We start from the raw sequence: 26,464 nt of genomic DNA, 5'->3' as shown, positions 1-26,464 counted from the left end.
GCAAGGACTTGGTCAATCACCGTGTGGCCGTTGCCAATCAGCTGCGCGCACACCTGCGCAACGTGCTGCCTGCCGCCGTCGGATTGTTCAAAGACATCGACTCCGCGATCAGCCTGGCGTTCCTGACCCGATTCGACACCCAGGACAAGATCGACTGGCTGACCCCCAAACGGCTCGGCGACTGGCTCGCCAAGCAGGGCTACTCCGGCAAGGTCGACCCCGCCGTGCTGCACCACCGCATCCTTGACGCTGCCCCCGGCGCAACCGGTTCTCACGGCAGCACCCAGGCCCACATCACCGCCAGCTACGTCGCACTGCTGGGCACCCTGGTCGCACAGATCAAAGCGCTCTCGACCCAGATCGAGGCACAACTGGACACCCACGCCGACGCCCACATCTTCACGTCCCTGCCCCGCGCCGGACGGGTCCGCGCCGCGCGCCTGCTTGCCGAAATCGGGGACTGCCGTGCTCGATTCCCCACCCCGGAGTCGCTGACCTGTCTGGCCGGCGCCGCGCCCTCTACGCGCCAGTCCGGCAAATCCCGCATTGTCGGATTCCGCTGGGCTTGCGACAAACAACTCCGTGACGCCGTCACCGACTTCGCCGCCGACACCCGACTGGTCAACCCCTGGGCCGCCGACCTCTACGACAGGGCCCGAACCCGCGGGCACGACCACCCCCACGCCGTACGCATCCTCGCCCGCGCCTGGCTGCACATCATCTGGCACTGCTGGCAAGACAACCTCGCCTACGCCCCCGACAAACACCGCGCACTCCAACGAATCCTCACCCAAGACGAGGCGGCTTGACATAGGGCTTCTCATGCGGGTAGGCTGCCAGCCGGCCGCTAACCGGCCATCGTCAGGCCGCCGCTGACGCTGATCACCTGTCCGGTGATGAACGACGCCGCGTCGGAGGCGAAGAACAGCACCGGCGCGGCGACCTCGCCGGGCCGGGCCAGACGCCGGAACGGGATCGCTTTGACCAGCGCCTCCTTCAACTTCTCGGGTTGCGCGTGGAACAGCGGGGTGTCGGTGGGGCCGGGGCACACGCAGTTCACCGTGATCTGGTGGCGGGCCATCTCGCGGGCCAGTGACTTGGTCAGCGCGATCACCCCGCCCTTGGCGCCGGCGTAGATCGACTCCCCCGCGCTGCCGACGCGGCCGGCGTCGCTGGCCACGTTGACGACGCGCCCGCCGGAGCCCGCCTCGATCATGCCCGGCAGGAACGCCGAGCACACGTGCACCGGTCCCAGGTAGTTGATGGCCACCACCTTGGCCGCGAATTCCGGTGTGGCATTGAGAAATTGGTCGGTGCGGTCCCACCCGGCGGCGTTGACGACGATGCCCGGCACGCCGGCTTCGCGGTGGGTGCGGTCGCGCAGGGCCTCCACCCGGGCGGGGTCGGCGACGTCGACCGGCAGCGCGGTGATCAGGTCGGGTTGCTGCCCGGCGGTGGCCGCAGCGGCCGCCTCGTCGAGGTCGGCGGCGACGACGCGGTGGCCGCGGGCGGCGAAGGCCAGCGCGATCGCCCTGCCGATGCCCGATCCGGCGCCGGTCACCACCGCGAGCCTGCTCTGTGAAGGGCTGTTCATTGCCGATGAATCTAGGTTCACCGCGGCCGCACGGTCAAGGGTGCCGGCCCGGCCGGTAGTCTCGCCGCATGCGACGGCTGGCGTATCTGGTCGTAGACGTCATCGGCGTGCTGGTGTTCTGCGCCGTCGGGCGCCGCAGCCACGACGAGGGCATCACCGTGAGCGGCGTCGCCACCACGGCGTGGCCGTTCCTCACCGGCACCGTCGTGGGGTGGGTGGCCTCGCGCGGCTGGCGACGGCCCACGGCGGTGGTTCCCACCGGGGTCGTGGTGTGGCTGTGCACCGTCGTGGTCGGGATGGTGTTGCGCAAGGTCACGTCGGCGGGTGTGGCCGCGAGCTTCGTGGTGGTGGCCTCCTCGGTCACCGCGGTGTTGCTGCTCGGCTGGCGGGCGGCCGTGGGGCTGGCCCGGCGGCGCCGCCGCGTCCCCTGACCACCAGCCTGCACGTCATTCGCAACGCTGGGCCGCAGCGCCGGCGAGGTGAGGGGCGGTTGGCGATGCTTACCGCCACAAGGGTTTAAGGCACTGCTCCGCTCACCGTGACCCGTGATAATTAAGTAAGTTAATAATCAATTAACTTACGGATAACCCCGAGGCGTGAACTTTCGCGGGCGTAGCGTCGTGACCATTCGGTGATCAATGCACCGCGGGAAGGAGTGTCTGCACGTGAGCCGTATCCGCTCTAATGGACAGCCGGCCATGAGCGCCGTGGCCTCCGTGACCGAAGCGCGCGCGCTGTCGTTGGCGCCTGCTGCGGGTTCGTCGCCCATGCAGCGGTGCTCGTGGCCGCCCGCCGCCGGACACGCCGCGTGGCGGTCGGAATTCCGCTCGGCCGTGCTGGATGTGGTCGGCGAGTTCGTGCAGGCGCGCTCCACCGAGCTTGTCCTCGCGGGCCTTGACGAGGCCGGCGAGATCCTGGCGGAGTTCGTGTCCGGCGGCAAATGCCTGCGGTCGACGTTCATGTATCTGGGCTGGCTGTGCGGCGCCCCGCCCAGTGGGGCGGCCCTGACGGCGGCGGCGAGCCTCGAGTTGCTGCACGCGTTCGCGCTTCTCCAGGACGACGTCATGGACGATTCGGACGAACGCCGGGGCCGTCCGGCAGTGCACGTTCGACTTGAGCAGTGGCACCGCGGACGCGGACTGTCCGGCTCGCGTCGGTTCGGCGAATCGGCGGCCATCCTGCTGGGCGACCTCTGCTTGATCTGGGCAGAGCAGATGCTGCGCGAAAGCGGTGTCGAACCACGCCGTCTGCAGGGGGCCTGGCCGCGCTACGACGCCATGCGCACCGAGTTGGCCGTCGGCCAATTCGCCGACCTGGCAATCGATGTCCGCGGGCTGCCCTCGCTGGAAGCCGTGCTGGACGTGGCGCGCCGCAAGTCCGGTAACTACACGGTGCGCCGCCCCCTGGAAATCGGCGCGGCAATGGCCGGCTGCGCCGATCCGCTGTTGATGCAACTGGGCCGCTACGGTGCCGCCGTCGGGGAGGCTTTCCAGCTGCGCGACGACCTGCTCGGAGTGTTCGGCTCACCGGCCACCACGGGCAAACCCAACAGCGGAGACCTGCTCGAACGCAAGGCGACCAGCGTGGTGGTCAGCGCCTACGAACTGGCGGATGCACCGACCAGACGAGAGCTCACCGCACTGATGCACAGCGAGGAACTCGACGAGGCCGCACTCGAGCGCTGGAGGATGCTCATCATCGCAACCGGAGCCTTGGAGAGAATCGAGGACATGGTCGCCTTCAGGCTCGCATCCGCGCGAAAATACCTGGCGGACATGCCGATCACCGACCCGGTTCGCGCCGCATTGTCCGACCTCGCGGCCGCGTGTGGGGTGCGTTGGCAATGACGGCCACGATGCCCAGACCGGTGACGCAACGCTCCACCGGGCGGCACCGCCGCAGGCGCGACCCTTTTGCGGCACTGGCTCGCATGGCGCTGGCCCATCCGCGCCGGGTCATCGCGGCCTCGATCGTTCTCATCGCCGCCGCCGCGGTGTTCGGCCTGCCGGCTGCGAGCAGCCTGTCCGGTGGCGGGATGGTCGACCCGGAATCCGAATCCGCCCGTGCCGCAGCGCTGCTCGCCCAGAAGTTCCACCGGGGCGAGTTGGAGATGACGATCCTGGTGAGCTCGGACGGGGGTGTCAAAGACGGCCCCGCGCGGTTGGTAGGCACCGACATCGTGAGCGCGCTCGCCAGGTCACCGTTCGTCACGCAGGTCGCGTCGCCCTGGGATGCGCCAACCCCGCCGCCCGGGACGGTCAGCGGGGACGGAAAGTCGGCGCTGATCGTGGCCTGGCTCAACGGTGACGAGAACAGCGCACCCAAACACGCCCAGGCGCTGGCCGACCGGCTGGCGCGCGACCGTGGCGGGGTGACGGTGCGTGCCGGTGGCCCCGCCGTGCTCTACTCGCAGATCAGCAAACGAACCGAAAAAGACTTGCTGCGAATGGAATCCATCGCGATACCGGCAAGCTTCATCGCTCTGGTATGGGTCTTCGGTGGTCTGTTGGCGGCGGCGGTGCCCATGGCCGTGGCCGGGTTCGCGATAGTCGGCTCGCTCGCCGTGTTGCGGGCGCTGGCGCTGGCCACCGACGTGTCGATCTTCGCTCTCAACGTGGCGGCCGCGTTGGGAATGGCCCTGGCCATCGATTACACCCTGCTGATCATCAGCCGCTACCGCGACGAACTGGCCGGTGGTCATTGCCGCGACGAAGCGCTCGTGCGGAGCATGGCGACGGCGGGTCGCACGGTGCTGTTCTCGGCGATGACCGTGGCCCTGGCCCTGGTGCCGATGGTGTTGTTCCCGCTGTACTTCCTGAAGTCGTTCGCCTATGCGGGCATCGCGGTGGTCGCCCTGTCCGCGCTGGCGGCGGTGGTGGTGGCGCCGGCCGTGATCGTTGTGCTGGGGGACCGCATCGACTCACTCAACGTCCGGCGCTTCCTTCGTGGGGTGTTCGGCCGCCCCGAGCCCGCCCCGCGGCCGATCGCCCAGGACTTCTGGTACCGGACGGCGAGAGTCGCCATCCGCCGTGCCGTTCCGATCGGCGGGGCGATCATGGTCCTCCTGCTCCTGCTGGTGGTGCCGTTCTTGCACGTCAAATGGGGAAATCCGGACGAGCGGGTGCTGCCGGCGTCGGCGTCGGCACGCACGGTGAGCGAGGCGGTCCGCAGCCAGTTCGGCGCGGATTCGGCAACGGAAGTCACGATCGTCGTACCCGTGATCACGGAGCCGGCAAAGCCAGAGCTCGACACCTACGCCGCACAGCTGTCGCGGGTGATCGATGTCGCGGCGGTGTCGTCGCCGACCGGCACGTTCGTCGACGGTGCGCGCAGGGGTCCGCCCTCGGCGCCGGCCGGGTTGGCTGACGGCAGCGCCTATCTGAGCGTGCGCTCCACCGCACCGCTGTACTCGCGCGCGTCCGAAAACCAGTTGGACCGCCTGCATTCGGTCGTGCCCCCGGGGCGCCTGCATGTCCTGATCACAGGAAACGCGCAGACCAACCACGATTCCGTCAATGCGATCACGTCGCGCCTGCCCGTGGTCTTCGGTTTCATCGCTGTCGTCACGCTGGTGTTGCTGTTCATGCTGACCGGCAGCGTGGTGCTGCCGGTCAAAGCGGTGTTGCTCAACATCCTTTCGCTCACCGCGGCGTTCGGCGCGCTGGTGTGGATTTTCCAGGACGGCCATCTTGGGGCACTGGGCACCACACCGAGCGGCACGCTGGTGGCCACCATTCCGGCGATGATGTTTTGTATCGCGTTCGGGTTGTCCATGGACTACGAGGTCTTCCTGATCTCGCGCATCCGTGAATACTGGCTCGGCTCCCCCCGAACACGAGCCGCCAACGACGAGAGCGTCGCGTTGGGTCTCGCGCACACCGGTCGCGTCATCACCGCGGCAGCGCTGTTGATGTCCATCTCGTTCGCCGCGCTGATGACCGCCGACGTGGCATTCATGCGGATGTTCGGCGCGGGGCTGACTCTTGCGGTTCTGGTTGACGCGACGTTGGTGCGGATGCTGCTGGTGCCGGCCTTCATGCATCTGTTCGGTGGCCTGAACTGGTGGGCGCCGGGACCGCTGCTGCGGTTGCGACAGCGGTTCGTCTCCGACGATGCGGGCGCCCTGGCGCGGGTATAAGCCTGCGACTATGGTGCCGCGTGCGGCGGTTGACAGGAATGCGCGGGGGCCGCAGTCGTGAGATCGTAACGTGATGCCAACCCCGTCGGCGCCGGCCGGCCGGCTCGAGTTCGTGTCGGCGACCCACGACGACCCCCTGGCGCAGCCGTTGCTGGCCGAGCTGGCCGTCGAGTATGCGCAGCGGTACGGCGGCACGCCCAGCACGCACCTGGCCTGGCTGCCCGTACCGCCCGACGAACTGGCGTCACCGGACGGCGGATTGCTGATCGGCGTCGTTAACGACGTGCCGGTGACCGGCGGCGCCTTCCGCCGTTACGACGCCGACACCGCCGAGCTCAAACGCATCTGGACCGACCGCGCGCATCGGCGGCGCGGATACGCCAGGAAGCTGCTGGCCGCCCTGGAGGCCGAAGCCGCGGCGCGCGGGTACCGGCGGCTGTACCTGGTCACCGGCAGCCGCCAGCCCGAGGCCGAGGCGCTCTACGACGCGACGGGGTACACCAGGATCTCTGCCGAGCACGTTCCCTCGTGGGGGCCGTTTCGTCCGATCGCCTTCGAGAAGTGGCTCTCGGCCCGGACTCAATGATCGCGCGGCGCGTACATGACGACCACCACGCCGAGCAGGCAGACCGCGGCGCCGACGACATCCCACCGGTCGGGCCGAAACCCGTCGAACGCCATTCCCCACAGCAGCGAGCCCACGACGAAGACGCCGCCGTACGCGGCCAGGATGCGGCCGAAGTGGGCGTCGGGCTGGAGGGTGGCGACGAACCCGTAGGCACCCAGGGCAACGACGCCCAAACCCGCCCAGAGCCAACCTCGATGCGCTCGGATCCCCTGCCAGACCAGCCACGCGCCGCCGATCTCGAACAGGGCCGCCAAGGCGAACAGGGAAATCGACTTCGTCACCGCCACAATGGATCTCCTTCTCGTCCATGGCATCGGCCAAGAGCCGGGGAATGATGCGCTTGCATAGTCGATATCGCGTCGCGAATCGAATACGCAAGGTCGGTGCGGCCGTCGGCGTCTGAGAGCGTCGTCGTCATCCGCCGCCGGCCAGCGCGAGGGCCGCGTGCGTGGCCTCCCGGATCGGGCCGCGCCACACGTCGCCGTGACCGGGCAGCAGGACCTCGGTGTCCAGCATCGCCAACGCCTCCAGGCTGCACAGACAATTCTGCTGGCTGTGGCTGAACACGGCCGGGAGCAGCTGCGGCCCGCCGTCCCGGAGCAGCGGGTGGCCGGTGATCAGCGCGTCACCGCTGGCCAATACGCCGTCCACGACGTAGGAGCAGTGCCCGCCGGTGTGCCCCGGTGTGGCGACGGCCATCGGGTGTCCCGGCAGCCCGGCGGCGATCGCGGCGGAAAGCGGCTGGGCCGACGGGATGCCGTCACGGATCAGGCCACCGCTGCGCACCACGTGCAGCCCCCACACCGCCCATCGGGGCCGCCAAATGCGCAGGGCCACATCGAAAACCGAAGCCTGCTCCAGGTATTCCCGCTTGGCGTGGCCCACTTCGTCGGGGTGGCAGTACACCGGGGTCCGGTGCTCGTTGGCGAACCAGATCGCCGAGCCCAGGTGGTCGATGTGCGCGTGGGTCAGCAGGATGGCGCGGATGTCGCCGGCCCGGTAGCCCAACTGCCGCAGCGAGGCCAGCACGTCGTCGCGGTCGCCGGGGTAGCCGGCGTCGATCAGCATGACCCCGGAGTCGTCGGCGACCAGTGTCCAGTTGACGGCCTCGCCCCGGGCGAGGTGCACGGTGTCGGTGACCTGAACAAGATGCGGCGCCCGTCCCATGCCCGCGAGTGTAGGCAGCGGGCCAGCAGCGATCGCAAGCGCGGCGGAGCCGGGCGCAGCGGGTCGCGACCAGACGGGAGGAGTAGAAATAACTGGTGGCTGAACTGAAACTCGGATACAAGGCGTCCGCCGAACAATTCGCACCGCGCGAGCTCGTCGAACTGGCCGTCGCCGCCGAAGACCACGGCATGGACAGCGCCAGCGTCAGCGACCACTTCCAGCCGTGGCGGCACGAGGGCGGGCACGCCCCGTTCTCCCTGGCCTGGCTGACCGCGGTGGGCGAACGCACCCGGCGCATCCAGCTGGGCACCTCGGTGCTGACCCCGACCTTCCGCTACAACCCGGCCGTCATCGCCCAGGCGTTCGCCACCATGGCGTGCCTGTACCCGGACCGCGTCTTCCTCGGCGTGGGCACCGGGGAGGCGCTCAACGAGATCGCCACCGGGTACTCGGGCGAGTGGCCGGAGTTCAAGGAGCGGTTCGCCCGGCTGCGCGAATCGGTGCGGCTGATGCGCGAGCTGTGGCGCGGCGACCGCGTCGACTTCGACGGCGAGTACTACCGGCTCAAGGGCGCCTCCATCTACGACGTGCCCGAGGGCGGCGTGCCCGTCTACGTCGCCGCGGGCGGCCCGGCGGTCGCCAAATACGCCGGACGCGCCGGCGACGGCTTCATCTGCACCTCCGGCAAGGGCGAGGAGCTCTACAAGGACAAGCTGATGCCCGCGGTGGCCGACGGCGCGGCGGCGGCCGGGCGCAACCTCGACGACATCGACAAGATGATCGAGATCAAGATCTCCTACGACACCGATCCCGGGCTGGCGCTGGAGAACACCAGGTTCTGGGCGCCGCTGTCGCTGACCGCCGAGCAGAAGCACAGCATCGACGACCCGATCGAGATGGAGAAGGCCGCCGACGCGCTGCCCATCGAACAGGTCGCCAAGCGCTGGATCGTCGCGTCGGACCCCGACGAGGCCGTCGAGAAGGTCAAGGACTACGTCGGCTGGGGCCTGAACCATCTGGTGTTCCACGCCCCCGGCCACGACCAGCGCCGCTTCCTGGAGCTGTTCGAGAAGGATCTCGCGCCGCGGCTGCGGCGGCTGGGCTGAAGGCGGGCCGATGGCCGCCGGTTCCACCACAGCGATCTACATCGCCGCGCCCGAGCCGGAGACCGGCAAGTCGACGATCGCGCTCGGGCTGCTGCACCGGTTGACCGCGAGCGTCGCCAAAGTCGGCGTCTTCCGGCCGATCACACGCCGCAACGAACATCGCGACTACATCCTGGAGCTGTTGCTGGGGCACACCACCGCGGGCCTGTCCTACGAGCAGTGCGTCGGCGTCACCTACCAGCAGCTGCACGCCGACAGCGACGCCGCCATCGCGGACATCGTCGACGCCTACCAGGCGATGGCCCAGGCCTGCGACGTGGTGGTCATCGTGGGCAGCGACTACACCGACGTCACCAGGCCCGCGGAGCTCTCGGTCAACGCCCGCATCGCGGTCAACCTCGGCGCACCGGTGCTGCTGGCCGTCAGCGGCAAGGGCCGCACCCCCGACGAGGTCGCCCGCGTCGTCGAGGTCTCGCTGGCCGAACTCTCCGCTCAGCGCGCCCATGCCGCCGCAGTGGTGGCCAACCGGTGTGAGCCGACGGAACTCGCCGCGGTGGCCGAGGCGCTGCAGGCCTTCGCCCAGCGCAGCTACGTGCTGCCCGAAGAGCCCCTGCTGTCGGCGCCGACGGTGGCCGAGCTCGAGCGCGCCGTGGCCGGGACCCCGGTGAGCGGCGAGGAGTCGCTGCGCGAGCGGGAGGTCACCGCCGTGATGGTCGCCGGGATGACCGCCGACCACGTGCTGGAACGGCTGCGCGACGGCATGGCGGTCATCACCCCCGGCGACCGTTCGGACGTGGTGCTCGCCGTCGCCAGCGCGCATGCCGCCCAAGGGTTTCCGTCGTTGTCGTGCCTGGTGCTCAATGGCGGATTCCCGCTGCATCCCGCCATCGCGGCCCTGGTCGCGGGGCTGCGGCTGCGGCTCCCGATCATCGCCACGGCGCTGGGCACCTACGACGCCGCCGGCGCGGCGGCCTCGGCCCGGGGCCGGGTCACCGCAACCGCCCAACGCAAGATTGACACCGCGCTGCAGTTGATGGATCGCTACGTCGATATCCCGGATCTTCTTGCGCAGCTTGCTATTCCGATTCCCACGGTGACCACACCCCAGATGTTCATTCACCGGCTGACGCTGCAGGCGCGTTCGGATCGCAAGCACATCGTGCTGCCCGAGGGCGACGACGACCGCATCCTCTCCTCGGCCGGGCGGCTGCTGCAGCGCGGTGTCGCCGACCTGACCCTGTTGGGCGACGAGGCCCAGATCCGGCACCGCTGCGCCGAACTCGGTGTGGACCTGGGCGAGACGCGGGTCATCGATCCGCGCACCAGCGACCTGCGTCAACGATTCGCCGAGCAGTACGCCGAGCTGCGCAAGGCCAAGGGAATCACCGTGGAGCAGGCGCGCGAGATTATGCGCGACGCCACGTATTTCGGCACCATGCTGGTGTACAACGGCATGGTCGACGGCATGGTGTCCGGCGCCGCGCACACCACGGCGCACACCGTCCGCCCGGCGCTGGAGGTCATCAAGACCGTTCCGGACGTCTCCGTGGTGTCCAGCGTCTTCTTCATGTGCCTGCCCGACCGGGTGCTCGCCTACGGCGACTGCGCGATCGTCCCCAACCCGACGCCCGAGCAGCTCGCGGACATCGCGGTCAGTTCGGCGCGCACCGCCGCGCGGTTCGGCATCGAGCCGCGGGTGGCGATGCTGTCGTACTCCACGGGCGACTCCGGCGCCGGAGCTGACGTCGAAAAAGTCAGGACGGCAACGCAGTTGGTGCGTGTCCGCGAACCAGACCTGCTTGTCGAGGGGCCCATCCAGTACGACGCCGCGGTGGAGCCGTCGGTGGCCGCCACGAAGCTGCGTGATTCGCCGGTGGCCGGCCGTGCGACGGTGCTGATCTTTCCCGACCTCAACACCGGCAACAACACCTACAAGGCGGTGCAGCGCAGCGCCGGCGCGATCGCGATCGGCCCGGTGCTGCAGGGGTTGCGCAAGCCGGTCAACGATCTGTCCCGCGGCGCGCTGATCGAAGACATCGTGAACACCGTGGCCATCACCGCGATCCAGGCGCAGGGTGCCCATGACCGGTAACCGCCTCGTGCTGGTGATCAATTCCGGCTCGTCGTCGCTGAAGTACCGGCTGCTGGACCCGGATTCGGGTGAGGTGCGCGCGTCGGGCCAGGTGGAGCGGATCGGGGAGCCGTCCTCCGAGGTTCCCGACCACGACGCGGCCCTGCGCCGCGCCTTCGACACGCTGGCCTCCGACGGCATCGACCTGCACGCGTGCGGGCTGTCGGCCGTCGGGCACCGGGTCGTGCACGGCGGCATGACGTTTTACCGGCCCACGATCCTCGACGACGCGGTGATCGCGCAACTGGAGGAACTGTCCGAGCTGGCGCCGCTGCACAACCCGCCCGCGATCCGGGGAATCGAGGTGGCCCGCCGGCTGCTGCCCGGCGTGCCGCACGTCGCGGTGTTCGACACGGCGTTCTTCCACGAGCTCCCGGCGGCCGCGGCCACCTACGCGATCGACCGCGAGCTGGCGCAGACGTGGGGGATCCGCCGCTACGGGTTCCACGGCACGTCGCATCACTTCGTCAGCGGGCGCGCCGCGGAGTTCCTGGGCCGGCCCGTCGGGGAGCTGAATCAGATTGTGCTGCATCTGGGTAACGGCGCGTCGGCATCGGCGATCGCGCGGGGCCGGCCCGTGGACACCTCGATGGGGCTGACCCCGCTGGAGGGCCTGGTGATGGGTACGCGCAGCGGCGACATCGATCCCGGCGTCTTCGGCTATCTAGCGCGCGCCGCGCACATGAGCGTTCCGGACATCGAGTCGATGCTCAACCACCGGTCCGGGCTGCTGGGCCTGGCCGGTGAGCGCGACTTCCGCCGGCTCGCCGAGATGATCGAATCCGGTGACGGCGCAGCCCGATTGGCCTACGACGTGTTCATCCACCGGTTGCGCAAGTACATCGGCGCCTACCTGGCGGTGCTGGGGCACACCGACGCGGTCAGCTTCACCGCCGGCATCGGCGAGAACGACGCCGCGGTGCGCCGCGACGCGCTGGCCGGCATGGGGGAGCTGGGCCTGGTGATCGACGACCGGCGCAACTCCGCCGCGGGGGACGGCCCGCGCCGCGTCTCCACCGACGACTCGCCGATCGCCGTGCTGGTGGTTCCGACGGACGAGGAGCTGGCCATCGCGCACGACTGCGTGCGGGCGCTGTCGCGCTGAGCGTGCCTGTGCACAGCGGTACTCGCGCCGACCCGTGAGCGTGCGATCGTTCGCGGCATGCGGGATGCGGCAGAACCGTTCGTCGGCAGCGAGGCATTGGCGTCCGGGGCGCTGAGCAGGCACCAGCTACGGACGCGCCACCGAGCGGTCTTCCCGAACGTCTACCTGCCCGACGACGGCCCGCCCTCCCTCTGGCAGCGCATCGCCGCGGCATGGCTGTGGTCGGGACGGTCGGCGACCGTCGCCGGCGCGGCGGCGGCCGCGCTGCACGGCACCGAGTGGATCCCCGACGACGTCCCCGTCGAGCTGGTCGGGGCCGGCAACCGTCCACCCCGGGGCATTGTGACCCGCCGCTACGCGCTGCGCGACGGCGAGACGCACACCATCGACGGGTTGCCGGTCACCACACCCGAGCGGACGGCCTTCGACATCGGCCGGCGCGGCGCCATCCGTTCTGCGGTCGTCCGGCTGGACGCGCTCGCGCGCGCAACGGGCGTCAAGGCCGACGACGTGCTGCACATCGCCGCAAGCCATCCCCGCACACCCGGGCTGCGGCGGCTGGAGACCGCGTTGGGCCTCGTCGACGCGGGTGCGCAGTCGCCGCGGGAGAGCTACCTGCGGCTGCTTCTCATCGACGCCGGCCTGCCCCGGCCGCAGACCCAGATCCCGGTGCCGGACGTGGACGGCACCGTATTCGCCTACCTGGACCTCGGGTGGGAGGAGGAGATGGTCGCCGTCGAGTACGACGGGGACCATCATCGCAGCGACCGCCGCCAATACGTCAAGGACATCCGGCGTGCCGAGCGGCTCGAGCGGATGGGCTGGCGCGTCGTCCGGGTGGTCGCCGAGGACCGCCCCGCCGCCATCGTCGGCCGAGTCCGGGCCGCCCTGGCCGCATCGAGTGTGAACTCACGGCTTTCGGTGTGAACACAGGGCGCGGTTTATCGGCGTGTCGCCGCCCAGGATTCACACTCTGCGGAAACGGCGGCGGAAGCGGCGATCCGACAAACGGACCTAGAACGTGCTGGTCGGCCGCACCGTGTTGGCCATGTCCACCAGCGTGTAGCGGTGCCGCTGAGTCGGGGCGACCCGGGCCAGGTTGCGCAGCGCGGCCTCGACGCCCAGCCGCAGCCCGTGTTCGGTGAACGGGTAGCCGAGGATGTGGTTGGTGCTGGCCTCGTTGTCGGCCAGCCAGTCCAGCGCCCCGCCCAGCACCACGGCGCGGATCTGCAGCACCCGCGGTTCGGTGGGCGGCAGCGCCTCGACCCGCCGGGCCGCGTCGCGGATCTCCTCCTCGGTGATTTCGCCCGTCGACCTGCCCGACATCAGGGTGACCGCGCTGGTCAGGCGTGCGGTGGTGAAGTGCCGGGAGGTCGCGGGCACCTCGTCGAGAGTGCGCACCGCGCCCGCGCGGTCGCCCTGGGCCGACAGGGCGCGGGCCCACCCGAACGCCGCCGAGATCACGCCGTCGTTGGTCTTCCACACCGTCTCGTAAAACTTGTGCGCGTCGGTGTCGCCGGCGAGTTCGGCGGTGGCCGCCAGGGCCAGCTTGGGCGCGAGCTCGCCGGGGAAGGTGTCGAGCACCTCGGTGAAATGCTCGGTGGCGGCGTCGTAGTCGGCGGTGAGCAGCGCGGCGACGGCCCGGTACCACACCAGCCGCCACTGCCAGCCGACCCGCTCGGCCAGGTCGTCGAGCTTTCGGGTGGCCTTGGCCACGTCGCCGAGGTCGAGCAGGGCGCGGACCTCCATCAGCGGCAGCTCGATCGATTCGGACAGCTCGACGTCGTCGGCGCTCAGCGACCCGTGGCGGGCGGCCCGCAGCGAGTCCAGCGTCTGCACCGGCTGGGAGAGCACCGTCGCCTGCAGGACCGGGGCGGCGACGTCGGCGGGATTGACCAAAGGCACCGCCATCGCGGTCACGATCTCGCGGGCGGTCAGCCGCTCCGAGTGGACCTGGCCGTCCAGGTAGACGTCGGTGTGGGCGACGAGCAACTCGACCCCGAACGTCGAGCGGTTGGGGGAGAAGATCGTCGACAACCCGGGCCGTGGCACCCCGCTCTCCCTGGAGACCACCTCCCGCAGCACGCCCATCAGCTGCGCGGACATCTCCTCGGCGCTGACGAATCGGCGCCGCGGGTCGGGGTCGGTGGCGCGGCGCAGCAGCCGGCCGAACGAGTCGTGGGCGGCCAGCACGGGGTCGTCGTCGGGCAGCCCGTCCACGTAGCGGCCGTCGCGGGTGCGCAGGTTCAGCGTGAGCGCCGCCAGCGTGCGACCCACCGTGTAGATGTCGGTGGCCACCGTCGGGCCGGTCCGCACGATCTCCGGCGCCTGGAAGCCCGGAGTGCCGTAGAGGTAGCCGAACGAGTTGACCCGCGACACCGCACCCAGGTCGATCAGCTTGAGCTGGTCCTCGGTGAGCATGATGTTCTCCGGCTTCAGGTCGTTGTAGACCAGGCCGATGGAATGCAGGTAGCTCAGCGCGGGCAGGATCTCCAGCAGGTAGGCGATGGCCTCGGCGACGGGCAGCTTCTCGGCCTTCCCGTCCCTGGGGTGCTGCTTGAGCGACTGCCCGCCGATGTACTCCATGACGATGTAGCCGACCGGGTCGCCGCGCCGGTCCTTGTGCTCGACGAAGTTGAAGATCTGCACGATCTGCGGGTGCACGACCTCGGCGAGGAACTGCCGTTCGGCCATCGCGATCGCCTGCGCCTCGGCGTCGCCGGAGTGCACCAGGCCCTTGAGCACCACCGGGCGGTCGTTGACGTTGTGGTCGAACGCCAGGTACACCCAGCCCAGGCCGCCGTGGGCGATGCAGCCCTTGACCTCGTACTGCCCGGCGACGATGTCGCCGGGGTTGAGCTGGGGCAGGAACGAGTACGGGCTGCCGCAGGAGGGGCACCAGCCCTCGGAGGCGCCTTGGCCCTCGTCTTTGTTTCCCGAGCTGGAGCGCCCGACCGGTCTTCCGCAGTTCCAGCAGAACCGCTTGGACTCCGGCACCACCGGATTGGTCATCAGCGCCTCGAGCGGGTCGATGTCGCGCCCCCGCGGGATCTCGACCAGGCCACCGCCGAGCCGCCGGACGGGCGGCAGGACCCGCGTGGCCGCGGTGCGTTCCTGCGGTTCGGAGCTCAGGCTGCCCAGGGAGATGTGCGGCAGGTCGTCGTCGTCGTCGAAGTCGGGGCGGAACAGCGCCTGGGTCGCCTGGGCCCGCGCCGACCCCGTGGTGGTGAGCAGCGCCTCGGCCCGCCGGGTGCCGGGGCCGGCGTCCTCGGCGTCGGAATCCCGGTGTTCGGACGCCTCGTCCGGCGGGTGCTCCGATTCGGCCATCAGTCCACGTACCTCGGCGTGGGCGGGGCGGGAGCCGGACCGAGAACCGTCAGCCATTTGCGGTACAACGTGTTCCACGTGCCGTCCCGGCGGATGCGTTCGAGCGTGCCGTTGACGAACCGGACCAGCCCGGTGTTGTCCAGGTTGATGCCGACGCCGTAGGGCTGGGTGGCCATGTTCGGTCCGACGATGTGCAGGTAGGGGTCTTCCTCGACCAGGCCGGCCAGGATCGAGTCGTCGGTGCTGATGGCGTCGATCTGCCGTTGCTGCATCGCCACCAGGCAGTCGGCCCAGTTCACCACCGACACGATAACCGGCGGCGGCGCGATCTGACGGATCCGGTGCAGCGACGTGGTCCCCCGCGCGACGCACACCCGCTTGCCGGACAGATCGGGCGGCTTGACGATCGGCGAGTCCCGCGGCGCGAGGATGCGCTGGTAGGCGTCGAGGTAGACCGTCGAGAAATTGACCAGCTTGCGCCGCTCGCAGGTGATGGTCATCGTCTTGACGACCACGTCGACCTCCGAGCGCTGCAGCGCGGTGATGCGCTCCTCCGACGACAGGATCCGATACTCCACGTGCGACGGCGCGCCGAAGATGTCCCGGGCGATCTCGCCGGCGATGTCGACGTCGAATCCGGTGATCTCGCCGGTGATCGGGTCGCGGAAGCTGAACAGGTTGCTGCCGATGTCCAGGCCGACGATCAGCCGGCCGCGGGCGCGGATGTCGCTGACCGCGGCGTCGGCGTCGGCTTTGTTGGGAAAGGGACGCAGGCTGGCGGTGGCGTCGCAGCCCTGCGTGGCGTCCTCACGGGGCAGCGGCGGCTCCGGCGGCAGTTGCCGCATGCCGACCGGAGTGGGTGGCGGCAGCGTCAGCACCGAGGTCGACGTCAGCGACTCCGTGTGCCCGCAGGCGGCCAGTAGCAGCGCCAGCAGGAACACGGCGAGCAGGGCGCACCCCCGCCGGAGCCGCCGGACCGTCCCCGGGCCGGTCATCAGCGATATTCCTTCAGCCGCGGCCACAGGCCGAGCGCGACCGCGATGGCGGCGCCGAGGCTGAGCACGATGCCGCCGACCTGGGCGCCGGACAGCCCGCTGCGGGCGTTGAGGACGTCGTTGCGGAGCCGGCTGCGGCCCTGATCCATAGCCTTGCCCAACTGGTCCTCGAGCTGGTCGAAGGCGGGGGTTGCATCGTTCTCCCCGCCGCCGAGGGCCACCTGGGTGGCGGCCCGGTAGTTGCCCACCGAAATCAGGGCGTTCATCCGGTCGTTGGCCTGCCGCCAGCGCACCAGCAGCTGGTCGGCGCCCTGCAGGTCGGGCTTGTCGACGGCGTCGCTGCGGGACATGTACTGCTCGAGCTGCCGGTGCATCGCGTCGATGCGGTGATAGAAGGACTGCTTGCGCAGGTCCTCGTCGCCACGCCGGATCAGCGACAGCGTCTCGTCGGCCCGGGCCTGCTGCGCGGTGATCTCGACGTTGGTCACGGTCTTGAGCGAGTCCGCGGCGGTGTCCTTGGCGCTGCGACTGGCGGTCGTGGAGATGGTCAACGCAGTCCCGACCCACACCACCATGACGAGAATAGCGAGCCCACCCACGATCAGCCCCGGGTTGATCCGTCGCCGGGTGCGCCGGGCCAGCCAGCGGTGGGCGAACGCGCCGAAGGCCACCGTGGTGCCGACCACGAGGATCACCGGGGCCGGGATCTGGGTGGAGGCGGTGGTTTCGGCGTCCACCCGGTCCGAGGTCGCCTCGTAGAGCCGCGCCGCGTCGGGCAGGATCGTCGCCTGCATCAGCCCCGACGCCTCCGACAGGTAGGACGACCCCACCGGGTTGCCCTCCCGGTTGTTGGTGCGCGCGATCTCGATCAGCCCGGTGTACACGGCCAACTCGGCGTTGATCCGGCCCAGCAGCTGCACCAACGGCTCGTCGGTCAGCCCGCTCGACGCCCTGGTCACGGCGACGGTGGCGTCGGTGATGGCCTGCTCGTAGCGCTCCCGGACGGGACGCGGCTCGGCTTCGGCGATGAAGGCGGTGGCCGCCGCGGCGTCGGCCACCGACAGCGTGGTGTAGAGCCGTCCGGCGGCGTACGACAGCGGCTCGGTGTGGTTGAGCACCGTCGTCAGCACCTGCTGGCGGTGGTTGATGGTCGTCGACGTGGCGAAGGCGGTCAGGCCGCCCAGCGTGGCCAGGACGATGCCGATCGACAGGATGCGGCCGGGTGTCGTCGAGATGAACCACCAGCGCGGGTGGGCCGGTTCGACCGGCGACCGGGATCCCTGCGGCTCGGTCGTCGGGTGGGCCAGCTCAACCGTCACGTCTGTGCAGACCTCGTCTCTCGGCCTCGGGGGTTCACGGCACCAACTTCTATAAGCGAATTCTAAGAGGATGTTCCCGATGATGTGGGAGTCCGATCCAAATGCCCCGCGCCTATTCTGAAACGCGTGCACGGCGACGGTGACGGGTGGGTGATATCCGAGAACGGCGCTCACTACTGGGGCCGGTACGGTGCGGCGGGTCTGCTGCTGCGGGCCCCGCGGCCCGATGGCACCCCGGCGGTGCTGCTGCAGCACCGGGCGGTGTGGAGCCACCAGGGCGGCACCTGGGGCCTGCCGGGCGGCGCCCGCGACAGCCACGAGACCCCGGAGGAGACGGCCGTGCGCGAGGCACACGAAGAGGCCGGCCTGCTCACCGAGCGGCTCCTCGTGCGGGCTGCGGTGGTCACCGCCGAGGTCTGCGGGATCGCCGGCACCCGCTGGAGCTACACCACCGTGGTCGCCGACGCCGGGGAATTGCTGCACACCGAGCCCAACATGGAAAGCGTCGAGATGCGCTGGGTACCGGAGGACGAGGTGGCCGGCCTGCCGCTGCATCCCGGCTTCGCCGCCAGCTGGCCCCGGCTGCGCACGGAGCCGGCGCTGGTGCCGCTGGGCGCCGGCGACGAACGACGGCAGGGCCTGCCGCGCACGCTCCAGATCGACGACGAGATGTTCCTATGGTGCATGCCCGGCCCCCCACTGCGGGCCGACCAGGCGCCGTCGCCGCTGAGCCGCCGGATCAGCGCGCTGCTGCAAGCGCCGACTTGAGCCGCTGCGCCGCCGCCCGCGGGTCCGGGGCCGCGGTGATGGCGCGCACCACCACGACGCGGCGGGCGCCGGCGGCGAGCACGTCGGGCAGGCGCTGCGCGTCGATGCCGCCGATCGCGAACCACGGCTTGCCGGTGCGCAGCCCGGCGGCGGCGCCGACCAGCCCCAGGCCCGGCGCCGCGCGGCCCGGCTTGGTCGGGGTGGGCCAGCAGGGCCCGACGCAGAAGTAGTCGGCCTCGCTGTCGGCGGCGGCGGCGAGCTGGCCGGGGTCGTGGGTGGACAGGCCGATCAGCGTGTCCGGCCCGACGAAGTCGCGCGCGACCCGCAGCGGCAGGTCGCCCTGCCCCAGGTGCAGCACGTCGGCGCCGGCCGCGCGGGCGATGTCGGCCCGGTCGTTGACCGCGAACAGGGCGCCGTGCCGGTGGGCCGCGTCGGCGAGGATCTCGAGGGCGGCCAGCTCGTCGCGCGCCTCCAGCGGCCCGAACCGCTGTTCCCCGGCCGACCCCTTGTCGCGCAGCTGGATGATGTCGACCCCACCGGCCAGGGCGGCGTCGGCGAACTGCGCCAGGTCGCCGCGCTCGCGGCGGGCGTCGGTGCACAGGTAGAGCCGCGCCGCGGCCAGAGCACAGATGCGTGGATGCACACCGCGACGCTAGCGCGCTAGCGTGGAACCCGGGAAACACCAGACACGGGAGCCCCGGGTAGCTGCGGGGCTGAGAGTGGGCACAGCCGGAGGAACCGGATCTGCCCTTACCGTCACACCTGATCCGGGTAATGCCGGCGATAGGGAGGCCGAACATGCCGACAGACCCGCGGTCGCTGGCTGTCGTCGGCGGCGGCGTCATCGGGCTCGCGGTGGCGCGCGCGGCGGCGCGGGCCGGGTGGTCGGTGCGGGTGCACCGCACCGCGGACAAGGGCGCCTCCTGGGTGGCCGGTGGGATGCTGGCCCCGCACAGCGAGGGCTGGCCCGGCGAGGAGCGGTTGCTGCGGCTGGGCCTGGAGTCGCTGCGGATGTGGCGCGAGGGCGGCTTCACCGACGGCCTGCCGGCCGAGCTGGTCACCGCGCGCGAGTCGCTGGTGGTCGCCGTGGACCGGGCCGACGTCGCCGACCTGCGCACCGTCGCGGACTGGCTGCTGGCGCAGGGGCATCCGGTGATCTGGGAGTCGGCGGTCCGTGACGTCGAACCCCTGCTGGCGCAGGGGATTCGGCACGGCTTCCGGGCGCCCACCGAGTTGGCGGTGGACAACCGCGGGGTGCTCGACGCGCTGGCGGCGGACTGCGAGCGGCTCGGGGTGAGCTGGGCGCCGCCGGCGACCGACCTGTCCGGGGTCGACGGCGAGCAGGTGGTGATCGCGAACGGCGTCGACGCGCCCGCGCTGTGGCCCGGACTGCCCGTGCGCCCGGTGAAGGGCGAGGTGCTGCGCCTGCGTTGGCGGAAGGGGTGTATGCCGTTGCCGCAGAGGGTGATTCGTGCCCGCGTGCACGGGCGGCAGGTGTATCTGGTGCCGCGTCGCGACGGGGTGGTGGTCGGGGCCACCCAGTACGAACACGGCCGCGACACCGCCCCGGTCGTGTCGGGGGTGCGTGATTTGCTCGACGACGCGTGCGCGGTGCTGCCCGCGCTGGGCGAGTACGAGCTGGCCGAGTGTGCCGCGGGACTGCGGCCGATGACACCCGACAACCTGCCGCTCGTGCGGCGCCTGGACGCGCGGACCCTGGTGGCTGCCGGCCACGGCCGGTCGGGTTTCCTGCTGGCGCCGTGGACCGCCGAACAGATCCGCACCGAGCTGGAACCGGTCGGGGCGCGGCGATGATCGTCGTGGTCAACGAGAAAGAGGTCGAGGTCGGCGAGCACACCACGGTCGCCGGGCTGCTGGACGCGCTGGGGCTGCCGGACCGCGGCGTGGCGGTGGCCCTGGACTCGTCGGTGTTGCCGCGTTCGGCCTGGGCGACAACGCTTTTCGACGGTGCACGGATCGAGGTCGTGACGGCGGTGCAGGGTGGCTGAATCGAAGCTCACGATCTCGGGCCGCAGCTTCGCCTCGCGGCTCATCATGGGCACCGGCGGGGCGGCCAACCTGGCGGTGCTCGAGGAGGCGCTGGTCGCCTCGGGCACCGAGCTGACCACCGTCGCGATCCGCCGTGTCGACGCCGAGGGCCGCACCGGGCTGCTGGACCTGCTCAACCGCCTCGGCATCACGCCACTGCCCAACACCGCGGGCTGTCGCAGCGCGGCCGAGGCGGTGCTCACCGCGCAGCTGGCCCGCGAGGCGCTGGACACCAACTGGGTCAAGCTCGAGGTGATCGCCGACGAACGCACCCTGCTCCCGGACGCGCTCGAATTGGTCCGGGCCGCAGAGGAGTTGGTCGACGACGGATTCGTCGTGCTGCCCTACACCAACGACGACCCGGTGCTGGCCCGCCGGCTGGAGGACGCCGGATGCGCGGCCGTCATGCCCTTGGGTTCGCCGATCGGCACCGGCCTGGGCATCGGCAACCCGCACAACATCGAGATGATCGTCGCGGCGGCCGGCGTGCCGGTGGTGCTCGACGCCGGCATCGGCACGGCCAGTGACGCGGCGCTGGCGATGGAACTGGGGTGCGACGCCGTGCTGCTGGCCACGGCGGTGACCCGGGCCGCCGATCCGCCGGCCATGGCCGCCGCGATGGCCGGCGCCGTCACCGCCGGATACCTGGCGCGGCGTGCGGGGCGCATCCCCAAGCGGTTCTGGGCGCAGGCGTCGTCCCCAGAGCGATGAAACGCTATGTCGCGCTGGGCAGTTCGATGGCCGCCGGACCAGGAATCAGGCCCCGCGCCGCGGGCGCGCCACGCTGGTCGGGCCGCTCGGCGCGCAACTACCCGCATCTGGTCGCCGAGCGGTGCAACCTCGAGCTGGTGGACGTCACGTTCTCCGGCGCGACCACCGCGCACGTGCTCGCCGACCGCCAGCACGGCCGGCCACCCCAGATCGAGGCGCTGGACGGGTCGGAGACCCTGGTGACGATCACCATCGGCGGCAACGACGTCGGCTACGTTCCCCTGCTGATGGCCGCCGCGCTGCCGCGTCCGGCCCGGCGGCTGCCGGTGCTGGGTGGGCGCATCGCGGAGTTGCTGGACCGCGAAGCCCGGGACCGCGCCCTGGCGCAGGCGTTCGCTGCGCTGTGTGCGGTCGGCGCCGCCGTGCGCCGGCGCGCCCCGGGCGCACGCGTCTGCTTCGTCGACTACCTGACGATCCTGCCGCCCGCGGGGATCCCGGCACCGCCGCTCGCGGATTCGGACGCGGGCCTGGGCCGCCATGTGGCCGCCGCCCTGGAACGCCTGACGGCCGACGCCGCGGCGGCAACCGGCTGCGAGCTCGTCGCCGCCGCCGCCGCGGCCGGCCGGGCGCACCATGCGTGGTCGGCCGAGCCCTGGACGACCAGACCCGGTGTGCCGCTACCGGGGCGGCCGGCCCCGTTGCACCCCAACGCCGCCGGGATGCGGGCGGTGTCGGAACTCCTGGTGAAACTCGTTGCGCCCCAAGCCTGATCAGCCGTTGTTGCGCCACCACTCGTAGAGCGGCGGGACGTCGGTGTTGGACGCCCGGATGTAGCTCAGCACGTTCTTGGCGTCGATGGTCCAGATGACCTCGGCGGCGTTCTGGAAGGTGCCGCACGCCACCTGGCCGGCATTGCTGGTGGCCGTGGTGCCCTGGTGCCAGACGGTCGGCGACTTCTGATTCCCGCAGTCGGTCAGGGTTTCCTCTTTGATGCTGGTCTTGAACATGTTGCCCAGATCGTTGCCGTTGCCGAAGAGGATGAACTTCGCCTCGGCGGGCCCGTTGGGGTCGGGGCTCTGCCCGCACTGCAGCGACGCCAACTGGCCCGGGCCGATCTGCTGAGGGGTGCAGTTGGTGAGGTCGTATCCCTTCGACAGCGAGTGGGACAGCGTGTCGATGTCCGACTGGTTACCCGTGTCGGGGTCGGCCAGTGCCGTGGCGCTTCCGGCGAAGGCCAGGCTGCCCGCGAGCACCGTGAGCGACGCGATGCGCAGCGCACCGTTGAAATGGGACAAACCGAAACTCCTGATCTGGGACTGGTGGGCCAATCCCCCGACTATGCCACACCCAGGCCGGCAAATTATCTGGCGAAGGGCCGCTCCCGTCCGTTGCGGTGGCCCCGCAAAAGCGTGCGGGCGATTGGGTGAAGTGGTGTTCCGCAAGAGTTCTCGCTGATGTGGTGCTGTGACGGCGCCCCTCGGGTATGGTGGGCAACGCTTTGCTTCAGCTAATTTCTGACTGCAGAATTCCTGACTGCAGAATTCAATGACCGCACCGCCGCCGCCTCCCCCGCCCGGTTATCCGCCGCAGCCGCCGGCCGGGCAGGCGCCGAACAATTACCTGGTTTGGTCCATTCTGGTGACGATATTCTGCTGCCTTCCTTTCGGGATCGTGGCGATCGTCAAGTCCAGTCAGGTCAGCGGGCTGTGGGCGCAAGGCCGTTACGCCGAGGCGCAGGCGTCCGCCGACAGCGCGAAGAAGTGGGTGACGTGGTCGGTGATCGTCGGCCTCGTCATCATCGTGATCAATGTGCTGCTGGCGATGGCGGGTGCCTTCGACGCCTCCGACACCAGCACGGCGATGCCGGCCGCGGTGCCCTGAGCGGTGCCCGCGCTCATGGTGTCGCGTCCCGGATCGGTCGTGTCGAGTCTGGGGGCGCCGCTGGCGGTGGCGGCGGCCACGGTGCTGGCGTGTGGTGCGGTCTGGGTGGGTGACCCGACGACCCCGAACGGCCCGCTGCCGGTGTGCCCCACCAAGGCGCTGCTCGGAATCGACTGCCCGGGCTGCGGCAGCCTGCGCATGGTGTATGCCCTGCTGCACGGCGACCTGCCGGCGGCGGCCCGGTACAACGCGCTGGCCCTGGTGGCGGTGGTGTTGTTGGTGTGGGCCTACCTGGCCTGGACCTATGGCCGGGTGGTGGGCAGACGGGTAGGAAGCTGGCAGCATCAGCGGTGGTCGGCGGCGGTGACACTGGTGCTGGTGACGGCCTGGTCGGTGGCGCGCAACATCCCGTTCGCGCCGTGGCACGCACTGCACGTCTGATCCAGGTCTAACCTGGGGCGCGATGGTGAACAAATCCAAGCCGCCCGCGGCGGTGCTCGCAGTCGTCGCCCTCGCCGCGCTGCTGACCGGCTGCTCCCACTGCTCCACCAAATACCAGGAGGCGACCGGCAACGCCGACGCGGTGAAGTTCGCGACGACCTTGCATCGCAAGGTCACGACGGACGCGATGATGGCGCACCTGTCGAAACTGCAAGACATCGCCAATGCCAACAACGGCACCCGGGCCGTGGGCACACCCGGGTATGAGGCCAGCGTCGACTACGTCGTCCAGACGTTGCGCCACAGCGGTTTCGACGTGCAGACGCCCGAGTTCACGGCGCGCGTCTTCCACGCCGAGAAGCCGGTGGTGACGGTCGGCGGCACCGCGGTGGAGGCGCACGCGCTGGAGTTCAGCCTCGGCACCCCGCCGGACGGGGTCAGCGGCCCGCTGGTGGTCGTCCCGACGGGAGAAGCGCCGGGGTGCAAGCCCGCCGACTACGACCGGTTGCCGGCGCGCGGCGCGGTGGTGCTCGTCGACCGCGGCACCTGCCCCTTCGCGCAGAAGGAGGATGCCGCCGCCCGGGTTGGCGCCGTCGCGATGATCGTCTCCGACAGCGTCGATGAGCAGCAGATGGGCGGCACGCTGGGGGCGAACACCGACGTCAAGATCCCGGTGGTGAGCGTCACCAAGTCCACCGGGTTGCAATTGCGCGCCCGGCCGGCGCCCACCACGATCAAGCTGGCCGCGGGCAGCCAGAACTTCAAGGCCCGCAACGTGATCGCCCAGACCAAGACGGGGTCGTCCAACGACGTCGTGATGGCGGGCGCGCATCTGGACAGCGTGGCCGCCGGGCCCGGGATCAACGACAACGGCTCGGGGGTGGCCGCCGTTCTGGAAACCGCCGTGCAACTTGGTAATTCACCGCAGGTGCACAACGCGGTGCGGTTCGGCTTCTGGGGTGCCGAGGAGCTCGGCCTCATCGGGTCGCGAAACTACGTCGAGTCCCTGGACGTCAAGGGGCTCAAAGCCATTGCGCTGTACCTGAACTTCGACATGCTGGCGTCGCCCAATCCGGGGTACTTCACCTACGACGGGGACCAGTCGCTGCCGGCCGATTCCCGCGGCCAGCCGGTGGTGCCCGAGGGCTCGGCCGGCATCGAACGCACGCTGGTCGCCTACCTGGACAACGCCGGAAAGACCGCGCAGGACACCGCGTTCGACGGGCGCTCGGATTATGACGGGTTCACGCTGGCCGGTATCCCCGCGGGCGGGCTGTTCTCCGGGGCCGAGAGCAAGAAATCCGCGGAGCAGGCCAAGCTGTGGGGCGGCACCGCCGACCAGCCGTTCGACCCCAACTATCACGAGAAGACCGACACCCTCGACCACATCGACCGCACCGCGCTGGGCATCAACGGCGAGGGTGTGGCCTACGCGGTCGGCCTGTACGCCCAGGACATCAAGGGCCGCAACGGCGTTCCGGTGATGGCGGACCGCACCCGCCACGTGCTCGCCAAGCCCTGAGCCACGATCCGGGTTCGGTTCTGCCGCCGACGGGGCGGTGCGCGGAGTCGATCGGGGGCGAGCGGTCCGATCGCCGTGTCGTACCCCGGTGGCATACTCGCTTGTATGTTCGAACAGCAGGCGGGTCCGGCGGGGTTGGTGGATCGGATCACGGCTGCCGCGCGGACGGAGAACAGGGCGGCCGCGGCGGGTTTGGTGGCCATCGGGGAGTTGTTCGGGTACCGGCTGGCCCGGGGTGAGGAGACCGGGGACTGGGCGATCGACACGATGGCGGCGGTGGCCGCCGAGGTGGGGGCGGCGTTGCGGATCGGCCAGGGTTCGGCCACCGCCCGGGTGCACTATGCGCGGGCGATGCGCGAGCGGCTGCCGCGGGTGGGGGCGGTCTTTGCGGCCGGGGATATCGATTTCCGGTTGTTCGCCACCATCGTCTACCGCACCGATCTGATCACCGACGCAGACATCCTGGCGGCCGTGGATGGTCAGTTGGCGGTGGCTGTGGCGCGCTGGCCGTCGATGAGCCGAAGCCGGGTGGCCGGGGCCGTCGACAGGATAGTGGCGCGGGTCGACGCCGATGCGGTGCGGCGTCGGCGTGAGGAACAGCCCGGGCGCGAGGTGCAGTTCGACGAGGGGGTGGGTGGGCTCTCGCAGTTGCGCGGCTGCGTGCTGACCCCGGATGCCCGCGCCCTCGATCAACGGTTGGACAAGCTGGCGGGCACGGTGTGTGCCGAGGATCCGCGCTCGCGGGCCGAGCGGCGCGCGGATGCGTTGGGTGCGTTGGCCGGCGGGGCGGATCGGCTGGGGTGTCGCTGCGGGCGCGATGATTGCCCGGCCGGGGGCCGGGCGGGGGCGCCGGCGGTGGTGATCCATGTGCTGGCCGAACAGCCCACTCTGCACGGTGGCGGCGCTCCGGGTTCGCAGGTGTGCGCCGACGGGTTGATCAGCCCGGACCTGGTGGCCGAACTGGCGGCGACGGCCAAACTCGTGCCGCTGGTTCATCCCGGGGACGCCGCCCCCGAGCCGGGGTATGTGCCGTCGAAGGCGTTGGCCGATTTCGTCCGTTGCCGGGATCTGACGTGTCGCTGGCCCGGCTGTGAGCGTCCGTCCTTTGACTGCGAGCTTGACCACACCATCCCTTACGCCCAGGGTGGGCCCACCCATGCGGCAAACCTCAAGTGCTACTGCAGAGCCTGTCACGATTTCTGTGTAAGTCAGAGGTGATTTGACTACGAGTTGTATTCTAGCACAACGGGATTCGACCCGGAAAGAGTCTGGCGAGTGTGTTGAGCGCCACAGTCCAGTTGTGGGTTCCGGTGCCCGAATAGCCTCCTCTCTCGCTGGAAATGTTGCGCAGCCCGAGGTACAGCAACTTCATCGCGGCGTCCTTGTCGGGGAAATGCCCGCGGTTCTTGGTGATCTTGCGTAGCTGGAAGTTGATCGACTCGATCGCGTTGGTGGTGTAGACGATCTTGCGCAACTCCACCGGATAATCCAGGAACGGCACGAATTCGGGCCAGGCGTTGCGCCACACGTCAATCGCGCCGGGATAGTGCTGCCCGAATTGCTGGTCGAACTCCTTGAGCGC

General features: G+C 70.3%; 26 protein-coding genes, 1 pseudogene and 1 riboswitch. Of the genes and pseudogenes, 18 read left to right on the top strand and 9 right to left on the bottom strand.

Translation table 11 applies throughout. The features are described from left to right. Positions 1 to 809 (top strand): transposase (locus tag FPZ47_RS17855; RefSeq protein ID WP_144957509.1); only part of this gene is annotated, 809 nt, incomplete at its 5' end. A 38-nt stretch (positions 810 to 847) separates the two neighbouring features. Here FPZ47_RS17855 and FPZ47_RS17850 read toward each other — a convergent pair. Further along, on the bottom strand, positions 848 to 1,594 hold the full coding sequence (locus FPZ47_RS17850; protein WP_144953556.1) for an SDR family NAD(P)-dependent oxidoreductase: 747 nt from the start codon (positions 1,592 to 1,594) through the stop codon (positions 848 to 850). A gap of 68 nt (positions 1,595 to 1,662) precedes the next feature. On the opposite strand from FPZ47_RS17850, the gene FPZ47_RS17845 reads away from it, so the two are divergent. From FPZ47_RS17845 to FPZ47_RS17830, 4 genes are all read left to right on the top strand, one after another. After that, positions 1,663 to 2,025 carry a DUF3054 domain-containing protein gene (locus FPZ47_RS17845; RefSeq protein WP_144953559.1) on the top strand — a complete coding sequence of 121 codons (363 nt, stop codon included), beginning with the start codon at positions 1,663 to 1,665 and terminating at the stop codon, positions 2,023 to 2,025. A 267-nt stretch (positions 2,026 to 2,292) separates the two neighbouring features. Next, positions 2,293 to 3,441 (top strand): polyprenyl synthetase family protein, encoded by a 1,149-nt coding sequence (locus FPZ47_RS17840; protein WP_144953562.1) that lies wholly within the window; start codon positions 2,293 to 2,295, stop codon positions 3,439 to 3,441. A gap of 83 nt (positions 3,442 to 3,524) precedes the next feature. Then, positions 3,525 to 5,732, top strand: a complete 2,208-nt coding sequence (locus FPZ47_RS17835) for an MMPL family transporter (protein ID WP_144953623.1) — start codon at positions 3,525 to 3,527, stop codon at positions 5,730 to 5,732. A gap of 73 nt (positions 5,733 to 5,805) precedes the next feature. Continuing rightward, positions 5,806 to 6,318, top strand: coding sequence for a GNAT family N-acetyltransferase (locus FPZ47_RS17830; RefSeq protein WP_144953565.1), 513 nt, complete (start codon positions 5,806 to 5,808; stop codon positions 6,316 to 6,318). Here FPZ47_RS17830 and FPZ47_RS17825 read toward each other — a convergent pair. Both FPZ47_RS17825 and FPZ47_RS17820 read right to left on the bottom strand, forming a co-directional pair. After that, positions 6,312 to 6,674: a YnfA family protein gene (locus FPZ47_RS17825; protein ID WP_144953568.1), complete on the bottom strand. Its 363-nt coding sequence runs from the start codon at positions 6,672 to 6,674 to the stop codon at positions 6,312 to 6,314. The genes FPZ47_RS17830 and FPZ47_RS17825 overlap by 7 nt on opposite strands. Before the next feature lie 100 nt (positions 6,675 to 6,774). After that, a complete protein-coding gene (locus FPZ47_RS17820) occupies positions 6,775 to 7,527 on the bottom strand; it encodes an MBL fold metallo-hydrolase (protein WP_144953571.1) in 753 nt (250 codons plus the stop codon). 95 nt (positions 7,528 to 7,622) lie between these two features. Here FPZ47_RS17820 and fgd point away from each other — a divergent pair, with 95 nt between their 5' ends. Genes fgd through FPZ47_RS17800 form a run of 4 tightly spaced genes read left to right on the top strand, consistent with a single transcriptional unit; the run spans position 7,623 to position 12,796 of the window. Beyond that, on the top strand, positions 7,623 to 8,633 hold the full coding sequence (gene fgd, locus FPZ47_RS17815; RefSeq protein WP_144953574.1) for a glucose-6-phosphate dehydrogenase (coenzyme-F420): 1,011 nt from the start codon (positions 7,623 to 7,625) through the stop codon (positions 8,631 to 8,633). Between the two features lie 10 nt (positions 8,634 to 8,643). After that, positions 8,644 to 10,725 carry a phosphate acetyltransferase gene (pta, locus tag FPZ47_RS17810; RefSeq protein ID WP_144953577.1) on the top strand — a complete coding sequence of 694 codons (2,082 nt, stop codon included), beginning with the start codon at positions 8,644 to 8,646 and terminating at the stop codon, positions 10,723 to 10,725. Further along, positions 10,715 to 11,869 (top strand): acetate kinase, encoded by a 1,155-nt coding sequence (locus FPZ47_RS17805; protein ID WP_144953581.1) that lies wholly within the window; start codon positions 10,715 to 10,717, stop codon positions 11,867 to 11,869. Before pta ends, FPZ47_RS17805 begins: the two co-directional genes overlap by 11 nt. A gap of 57 nt (positions 11,870 to 11,926) precedes the next feature. Then, the gene (locus tag FPZ47_RS17800) at positions 11,927 to 12,796 is read left to right on the top strand and encodes a hypothetical protein (protein WP_144953584.1); all 870 of its coding nucleotides are present in this window, start codon (positions 11,927 to 11,929) and stop codon (positions 12,794 to 12,796) included. Between the two features lie 87 nt (positions 12,797 to 12,883). Here FPZ47_RS17800 and FPZ47_RS17795 read toward each other — a convergent pair whose 3' ends face one another. The 3 genes from FPZ47_RS17795 to glnX are packed head-to-tail and all read right to left on the bottom strand — an operon-like array spanning position 12,884 to position 17,510. Next, complete coding sequence (locus FPZ47_RS17795; RefSeq protein WP_144953587.1) at positions 12,884 to 15,196, bottom strand: serine/threonine-protein kinase PknG; 2,313 nt, start codon at positions 15,194 to 15,196, stop codon at positions 12,884 to 12,886. After that, positions 15,196 to 16,191: a glutamate ABC transporter substrate-binding protein gene (locus FPZ47_RS17790; RefSeq protein ID WP_144953590.1), complete on the bottom strand. Its 996-nt coding sequence runs from the start codon at positions 16,189 to 16,191 to the stop codon at positions 15,196 to 15,198. The genes FPZ47_RS17795 and FPZ47_RS17790 overlap by 1 nt, the downstream gene beginning before the upstream one ends. Continuing rightward, positions 16,191 to 17,510: a protein kinase G-activating protein GlnX gene (gene glnX / locus FPZ47_RS17785; RefSeq protein WP_144953593.1), complete on the bottom strand. Its 1,320-nt coding sequence runs from the start codon at positions 17,508 to 17,510 to the stop codon at positions 16,191 to 16,193. The genes FPZ47_RS17790 and glnX overlap by 1 nt, the downstream gene beginning before the upstream one ends. A 126-nt stretch (positions 17,511 to 17,636) precedes the next feature. Between glnX and FPZ47_RS17780 the strand changes: the two genes are divergently transcribed. Next, positions 17,637 to 18,278: an NUDIX hydrolase gene (locus FPZ47_RS17780; protein WP_144953596.1), complete on the top strand. Its 642-nt coding sequence runs from the start codon at positions 17,637 to 17,639 to the stop codon at positions 18,276 to 18,278. Here the strand turns inward: FPZ47_RS17780 and thiE are convergent. Further along, positions 18,250 to 18,909: a thiamine phosphate synthase gene (gene thiE, locus FPZ47_RS17775; RefSeq protein WP_425461813.1), complete on the bottom strand. Its 660-nt coding sequence runs from the start codon at positions 18,907 to 18,909 to the stop codon at positions 18,250 to 18,252. The genes FPZ47_RS17780 and thiE overlap by 29 nt on opposite strands. 47 nt (positions 18,910 to 18,956) lie before the next feature. Next, positions 18,957 to 19,085: riboswitch (TPP riboswitch) on the top strand. On the opposite strand from thiE, the gene thiO reads away from it, so the two are divergent. The 4 genes from thiO to FPZ47_RS17755 all read left to right on the top strand — a co-directional run bounded on the left by thiO (position 19,077) and on the right by FPZ47_RS17755 (position 21,808). Then, positions 19,077 to 20,093, top strand: coding sequence for a glycine oxidase ThiO (thiO, locus tag FPZ47_RS17770; protein ID WP_144953602.1), 1,017 nt, complete (start codon positions 19,077 to 19,079; stop codon positions 20,091 to 20,093). Its footprint overlaps the riboswitch before it by 9 nt. Then, positions 20,090 to 20,287, top strand: coding sequence for a sulfur carrier protein ThiS (gene thiS, locus FPZ47_RS17765; RefSeq protein WP_144953605.1), 198 nt, complete (start codon positions 20,090 to 20,092; stop codon positions 20,285 to 20,287). The genes thiO and thiS overlap by 4 nt, the downstream gene beginning before the upstream one ends. Continuing rightward, positions 20,280 to 21,038, top strand: coding sequence for a thiazole synthase (gene thiG / locus FPZ47_RS17760; RefSeq protein ID WP_144953607.1), 759 nt, complete (start codon positions 20,280 to 20,282; stop codon positions 21,036 to 21,038). Before thiS ends, thiG begins: the two co-directional genes overlap by 8 nt. Next, a complete protein-coding gene (locus FPZ47_RS17755) occupies positions 21,035 to 21,808 on the top strand; it encodes an SGNH/GDSL hydrolase family protein (RefSeq protein WP_144953609.1) in 774 nt (257 codons plus the stop codon). The genes thiG and FPZ47_RS17755 overlap by 4 nt, the downstream gene beginning before the upstream one ends. Here FPZ47_RS17755 and FPZ47_RS17750 read toward each other — a convergent pair whose 3' ends face one another. Beyond that, on the bottom strand, positions 21,809 to 22,333 hold the full coding sequence (locus tag FPZ47_RS17750; protein WP_144953612.1) for a serine/threonine protein kinase: 525 nt from the start codon (positions 22,331 to 22,333) through the stop codon (positions 21,809 to 21,811). A 250-nt stretch (positions 22,334 to 22,583) separates the two neighbouring features. On the opposite strand from FPZ47_RS17750, the gene FPZ47_RS17745 reads away from it, so the two are divergent. The 4 genes and pseudogenes from FPZ47_RS17745 to FPZ47_RS17730 all read left to right on the top strand — a co-directional run. Further along, positions 22,584 to 22,919: a CD225/dispanin family protein gene (locus FPZ47_RS17745; protein ID WP_144953616.1), complete on the top strand. Its 336-nt coding sequence runs from the start codon at positions 22,584 to 22,586 to the stop codon at positions 22,917 to 22,919. 15 nt (positions 22,920 to 22,934) lie between these two features. Beyond that, positions 22,935 to 23,360 (top strand): DUF2752 domain-containing protein, encoded by a 426-nt coding sequence (locus FPZ47_RS17740; protein WP_144953625.1) that lies wholly within the window; start codon positions 22,935 to 22,937, stop codon positions 23,358 to 23,360. Between the two features lie 22 nt (positions 23,361 to 23,382). Continuing rightward, complete coding sequence (locus FPZ47_RS17735; protein WP_144953618.1) at positions 23,383 to 24,882, top strand: M28 family metallopeptidase; 1,500 nt, start codon at positions 23,383 to 23,385, stop codon at positions 24,880 to 24,882. A 129-nt stretch (positions 24,883 to 25,011) separates the two neighbouring features. Further along, positions 25,012 to 26,076, top strand: a pseudogene (locus FPZ47_RS17730) (HNH endonuclease signature motif containing protein); the annotation flags it as partial. 43 nt (positions 26,077 to 26,119) lie between these two features. Here FPZ47_RS17730 and FPZ47_RS17725 read toward each other — a convergent pair. Beyond that, positions 26,120 to 26,464 (bottom strand): transposase (locus tag FPZ47_RS17725; protein ID WP_210419935.1); only part of this gene is annotated, 345 nt, incomplete at its 5' end.

Source organism: Mycobacterium helveticum (assembly GCF_007714205.1).
In the GTDB taxonomy this organism is placed as follows: Bacteria; Actinomycetota; Actinomycetes; order Mycobacteriales; family Mycobacteriaceae; genus Mycobacterium; species Mycobacterium helveticum.
This window is presented reverse-complemented; position numbering and strand designations above follow the sequence as displayed.

What these genes read in the sequence shown, in the direction of transcription:
- FPZ47_RS17850 (WP_144953556.1), bottom strand. Translation starts at nt 1,594, where the DNA reads ATGAACAGCCCTTCACAGAGCAGGCTCGCGGTGGTGACCGGCGCCGGA.
- FPZ47_RS17845 (WP_144953559.1), top strand. Translation starts at nt 1,663, where the DNA reads ATGCGACGGCTGGCGTATCTGGTCGTAGACGTCATCGGCGTGCTGGTG.
- FPZ47_RS17840 (WP_144953562.1), top strand. Translation starts at nt 2,293, where the DNA reads ATGAGCGCCGTGGCCTCCGTGACCGAAGCGCGCGCGCTGTCGTTGGCG.
- FPZ47_RS17835 (WP_144953623.1), top strand. Translation starts at nt 3,525, where the DNA reads ATGGCGCTGGCCCATCCGCGCCGGGTCATCGCGGCCTCGATCGTTCTC.
- FPZ47_RS17830 (WP_144953565.1), top strand. Translation starts at nt 5,806, where the DNA reads ATGCCAACCCCGTCGGCGCCGGCCGGCCGGCTCGAGTTCGTGTCGGCG.
- FPZ47_RS17825 (WP_144953568.1), bottom strand. Translation starts at nt 6,674, where the DNA reads ATGCCATGGACGAGAAGGAGATCCATTGTGGCGGTGACGAAGTCGATT.
- FPZ47_RS17820 (WP_144953571.1), bottom strand. Translation starts at nt 7,527, where the DNA reads ATGGGACGGGCGCCGCATCTTGTTCAGGTCACCGACACCGTGCACCTC.
- pta (WP_144953577.1), top strand. Translation starts at nt 8,644, where the DNA reads ATGGCCGCCGGTTCCACCACAGCGATCTACATCGCCGCGCCCGAGCCG.
- FPZ47_RS17805 (WP_144953581.1), top strand. Translation starts at nt 10,715, where the DNA reads ATGACCGGTAACCGCCTCGTGCTGGTGATCAATTCCGGCTCGTCGTCG.
- FPZ47_RS17800 (WP_144953584.1), top strand. Translation starts at nt 11,927, where the DNA reads ATGCGGGATGCGGCAGAACCGTTCGTCGGCAGCGAGGCATTGGCGTCC.
- FPZ47_RS17795 (WP_144953587.1), bottom strand. Translation starts at nt 15,196, where the DNA reads ATGGCCGAATCGGAGCACCCGCCGGACGAGGCGTCCGAACACCGGGAT.
- FPZ47_RS17790 (WP_144953590.1), bottom strand. Translation starts at nt 16,191, where the DNA reads ATGACCGGCCCGGGGACGGTCCGGCGGCTCCGGCGGGGGTGCGCCCTG.
- thiO (WP_144953602.1), top strand. Translation starts at nt 19,077, where the DNA reads ATGCCGACAGACCCGCGGTCGCTGGCTGTCGTCGGCGGCGGCGTCATC.
- thiS (WP_144953605.1), top strand. Translation starts at nt 20,090, where the DNA reads ATGATCGTCGTGGTCAACGAGAAAGAGGTCGAGGTCGGCGAGCACACC.
- FPZ47_RS17755 (WP_144953609.1), top strand. Translation starts at nt 21,035, where the DNA reads ATGAAACGCTATGTCGCGCTGGGCAGTTCGATGGCCGCCGGACCAGGA.
- FPZ47_RS17745 (WP_144953616.1), top strand. Translation starts at nt 22,584, where the DNA reads ATGACCGCACCGCCGCCGCCTCCCCCGCCCGGTTATCCGCCGCAGCCG.
- FPZ47_RS17740 (WP_144953625.1), top strand. Translation starts at nt 22,935, where the DNA reads ATGGTGTCGCGTCCCGGATCGGTCGTGTCGAGTCTGGGGGCGCCGCTG.
- FPZ47_RS17735 (WP_144953618.1), top strand. Translation starts at nt 23,383, where the DNA reads ATGGTGAACAAATCCAAGCCGCCCGCGGCGGTGCTCGCAGTCGTCGCC.